This is a genomic window from Intestinibacter sp. (assembly GCF_051866655.1).
Lineage (GTDB): Bacteria > Bacillota > Clostridia > Peptostreptococcales > Peptostreptococcaceae > Intestinibacter.
This window is the reverse complement of sequence record NZ_JBJDXL010000251.1, coordinates 1-4,290: the sequence shown is the minus strand read 5'-3', so window position 1 is coordinate 4,290 and position 4,290 is coordinate 1. Positions and strand designations below refer to the sequence as shown.

Annotated in this window: 4 protein-coding genes and 1 pseudogene; 4 read left to right on the top strand and 1 reads right to left on the bottom strand. The window is 30.9% G+C overall.

Translation table 11 applies throughout. The features are described from left to right. A pseudogene (locus ACI3VO_RS07470) lies at positions 1-417 on the bottom strand (heavy metal translocating P-type ATPase); the annotation flags it as partial. Positions 418-738: 321 nt separating this feature from the next. Between ACI3VO_RS07470 and ACI3VO_RS07465 the strand changes: the two are divergent. The 4 genes from ACI3VO_RS07465 to ACI3VO_RS07450 all read left to right on the top strand — a co-directional run. Continuing rightward, positions 739-1,764 carry an energy-coupling factor ABC transporter permease gene (locus tag ACI3VO_RS07465; RefSeq protein WP_439757304.1) on the top strand — a complete coding sequence of 342 codons (1,026 nt, stop codon included), beginning with the start codon at positions 739-741 and terminating at the stop codon, positions 1,762-1,764. 22 nt (positions 1,765-1,786) lie between these two features. Beyond that, complete coding sequence (cbiQ, locus tag ACI3VO_RS07460; protein ID WP_439757303.1) at positions 1,787-2,596, top strand: cobalt ECF transporter T component CbiQ; 810 nt, start codon at positions 1,787-1,789, stop codon at positions 2,594-2,596. A gap of 27 nt (positions 2,597-2,623) precedes the next feature. Then, the gene (locus tag ACI3VO_RS07455) at positions 2,624-3,367 is read left to right on the top strand and encodes an energy-coupling factor ABC transporter ATP-binding protein (protein ID WP_439757302.1); all 744 of its coding nucleotides are present in this window, start codon (positions 2,624-2,626) and stop codon (positions 3,365-3,367) included. 183 nt (positions 3,368-3,550) lie between these two features. Next, positions 3,551-4,290: MATE family efflux transporter (locus ACI3VO_RS07450; RefSeq protein WP_439757301.1), on the top strand; the 740-nt coding region annotated here is incomplete at its 3' end.

The window sequence follows — 4,290 nt, the reverse complement described above, 5'->3', positions numbered from 1 at the left end:
TTGGACATCATCTGCTTCAATTAAAACCTCTTCTCCATCTCTTATAACTCTAGCTTTTTGAGGTGTTAATTTTATTAGATTTTCGATACCTGATTGTGCCTTTTCTACTGTTAAGTCTTCAAGTAAGGCACCAATAGTCATTATGACTGCAATTTCACCAGCTGCGAAGGTTTCGCCTATAATTACAGATGCAATTAATGCCATAGATACTAAAACATCTGCTTTTATATCAAATTCTGTAACGAGTCCAATAATCGCTTCTTTTATGATTGGAAGTCCGCAAAGTATTATAGATATCCAAGCGAGATTAAAGTGGATAGCTTCGTTAATTGAACTAAATAGACTAAGCAATAAAGTTATAGTAGAAATAATGATAAAAATAATTGTTCTTTGTGTTTCTGATTTGAATAATTTCATGATTTCCTCCTTTAAATACATTCCCCAATATGATCAAAATATATAATAGGTATACCCCTATAGGTATATAGTAGTTTGTTTTGTGAAAAAAATCAATAGTATGTTTGTTTTCTAAAAATTAAATATTATAGCAATTCATAGCTATAAAGTTGACAGTAAATATATATAGTGATATACTTTATGGTAAATAAAGTAAAAATATTATATACGATAATTAAACCACGAAGGCTTATAGGTTCAAGAAGAACTGTATGTTTTTGTGGTTTTTTTGTTGGGAAAATAAAGGATAAATTATTTTAAGAGGAGATGATATTTATGCATATGGCAGACGCTTTATTATCACCAGCAGTTGGTGGAGTTATGTGGGTTGCAGCAGCAGGAACAGTAGCTTATTCAGCAAGAAAATTATCAAAAGGAGAATCTAAGGATCTAAATTCTCCAAAATCAGTTAGCTTCGATAAAAAAATTCCTCTAATGGGAGTGCTTGGTGCATTTGTTTTTGCAGCACAAATGATAAATTTCACTATACCTGGAACTGGATCTAGTGGACATATCGGTGGAGGTATACTTTTGGCATCATTATTAGGACCTGAAGCAGGATTCTTGACAATAGCTTCGGTATTATTAATTCAATGCTTATTCTTTGCAGATGGTGGGCTTTTAGCTCTAGGATGTAATATAGTCAATATGGGACTTTTTGCTTGCTTTATAGGGTTCCCTTTAATTTATAGAAAAATATTAAAAAAAGGATTTACTCCAACTAAAATTATGATAGCTTCAATTGTATCAGTTGTAGTTTCATTGCAATTAGGAGCATTTGGCGTTGTTTTTGAAACTATGTTATCAGGTGTAACAGAATTACCATTTAGTACCTTCGTAGTTTTGATGCAACCTATACATTTAGCAATAGGAGCAGTTGAAGGTGTACTTACAGGCTGTGTACTTATATTTATGTACAACGCAAAACCAGAATTGCTTGTTGGATACGATGGAAGTGCTGTAAAAGAAAATGTAAGCGTTAAGAAGGTAGCTGTAGTTTTAGTAGTTATAACAGCTTTAATAGGTGGAGGATTATCATTAGTTGCATCATCTAATCCAGATGGACTTGAATGGTCAATAGAAAAGGTAACAGGAAGCACTGAAATAGATAGAAGTAATGGTGTGTCAGATGCTCTTGGCTCAGTTCAAGAATCTACAGCATTTTTACCTGATTATGCATTCAAAAATTCAGATAGCACAATGGGTACTACAGTTTCTGGACTAATTGGATCTGGTATAACACTAGGTCTTGCAGCGGTAATAGGAGTTAGTGCAAGTAAGATTAAAAATTCTAAAAAACATGCTTAATAAGTTGAGGGAGAAGTTTTAAATGTCTACTTTTAGTGATTCTATTTATAAATTAAATACAATTGACGACTTGGGAAAACAAGATAGTATTATACATAGTATGAATTCAGTAGTAAAGCTAATAGTAACTTTAGCGTACATATTGTTTGTTGTATCTTTTCCAAAGTACAATATATCTGGATTGATTCCATTTATAATTTATCCTATAATGGTAATATATCTCGCTGATATACCAGTAAAACTAGTACTTAAAGCATCTTTAATAGGTCTGCCTATAGTAATTGGTTTAGGTGTTTTTAATCTCGTATTTGAGAGAACAATTGCATTTTATATAGGATTTATTCCTGTAACATGGGGGCTTATTTCGCTTATATCATTATTTATAAAGGCGATGCTTACAATTAGTGCTGGAATTTTATTGATTTGTACGACTGGAATAGAGGGGTTTGCAAAATCTCTTAGAGATATTAAGGTTCCTAAGATTTTTACGAATCAAATAGTATTTATGTATAGATATATATTTGTATTGATAAAATCAGTTGGCGAAGTTTACAATGCCTATATGATGAGAGCTCCAAATCAAAAAGGTATAAATTTTAAGGTTTGGGGACCACTTTTGGGACATTTACTTTTGAGAAGCTTCGAGAGAGCTGATAGAATATATAATGCTATGATATTGAGAGGTTTTGATGGAGAATATGTTACATTTACTAATGAAAAACCTGTATCAAGTGATTATATTTATATGTTGATTTGGATTGCGTTTTTTATAGTTGCTAGATTTGTAAATATACCTTTATTTATAGGAGGTTTAGTTACGGGAACTTTATAGACAAAATAATTACGGGGGCAAAGTAAAATGACAGATATTAGTATTAAAATTGAAGATTTATACTATGAATATCCAGATGGTTATGAAGCATTGAGAGGAATAGATTTGACTTTGTATAAAGGTGAGTCACTAGGTATAGTAGGAGCAAATGGAGCAGGAAAATCTACTTTGTTACTTCAACTTACTGGAATAAACTATCCTTCAAAAGGTAAAATAGAAGTTAACTCTATGGAAATTAACAAAAAAAATCTAGCGCAAATTAGAAAAGATATAGGATTCGTATTTCAAAATCCAGAAGATCAGCTTTTTACAACAAGTATATACGAAGACGTTGCATTTGGTCCTAAAAACTACAAGCTAAGCAAAGAAGAAGTAGATAAAAGAGTGAATGAAGCTTTGGAAAAAGTAGGTATTCTCGATTTAAAAGACAGAGCGCCATATAGATTATCTGGTGGACAACAAAATCTAGCAGCTATTGCTACTGCTATATCTATGAATCCATCGATTATTATAATGGACGAGCCTACAGCAGCATTGGATCCTAGAGCTAGAAGAAGATTAATAAATCTACTAAATAGCTTTGAATATACTAAGATAATTGCAAGTCATGATTTGGATATGATATTGGATACTTGTAAGAGAACCATCGTGCTAAAGGACGGTAAAATAGTAGCTGATGGCAGTACTAAAGATATACTTTTAGATGAAAAGTTGATGGATGAATGTAATTTAGAGTTACCTTTATCTTGTCAAAAGAGAAATTTTGATTAAAAAATTAAATATATAATAAAGTAAAAAAAGTCCATGAAGCATAGTATATAAATATACTTTGTCATGGACTTTTTTATAATAAAATGGAATATATAGAAATATAAAAGATACTGTAAAATAATATATGTAATTGTAAATAAAATATTTATAATTTTGAATAAACCATAAAAATGGAGGAATTATATGGCAGTAACACAGATGACGGAGGGAAGTATTTCAAAGCAATTAGTATTATTTGCTATTCCGATTTTGATTTCAAATTTATTTCAACAACTATATAATACAGTCGATACAGCAATAGTAGGAAGATTTGTAGGAGCAAATGCTTTAGCTGCTGTTGGGACTTGTAACTTGGTAGTTGTTTTTATGATTTACTTTTTTATAGGATTATCAAATGGATCTAGCATAGTTTTATCTCAATGCTTTGGGCAAAATGACAATGAAAAGGTATTTAAAACAGTTCACACAACTATGGGACTTAGCTTTATATCTGGGATAATTTTAATGATAGTAGGATTTTTATTTGCAGAAACTATTTTAAAATGGATAAATACACCTGATGATGTAATAGGATATGCGATTATATATATCAAGGTTTATTTTCTAAGTATGATTCCTATGATGGTTTTTAATATGGGGACAGGTATACTTAGAGCTGTCGGAGATTCTAAGACGCCGCTTTATTATTTAGCCGCTTCAGGAGTTGCAAACATAATTTTAGATTTGATATTTATAGTTCAATTTAAATTTGGAGTGATCGGTGCAGCACTTGCGACTACAATATCACAGACTATATCAGCTGTTCTTATAATGATAAAATTAATCAAATCAAATGAAATTTACAAGCTTCATATAAGTAAGATTAGAATTGATTTTGAAATATTGAAGAATTACAGCAGTTATCTCAAGTCAGGCGGTGTGGT

Bases quoted from the DNA above. Each gene is read 5' to 3' on its own strand.
- ACI3VO_RS07465 (WP_439757304.1), top strand. From the start codon at position 739: ATGGCAGACGCTTTATTATCACCAGCAGTTGGTGGAGTTATGTGGGTT.
- ACI3VO_RS07455 (WP_439757302.1), top strand. From the start codon at position 2,624: ATGACAGATATTAGTATTAAAATTGAAGATTTATACTATGAATATCCA.
- cbiQ (WP_439757303.1), top strand. From the start codon at position 1,787: ATGTCTACTTTTAGTGATTCTATTTATAAATTAAATACAATTGACGAC.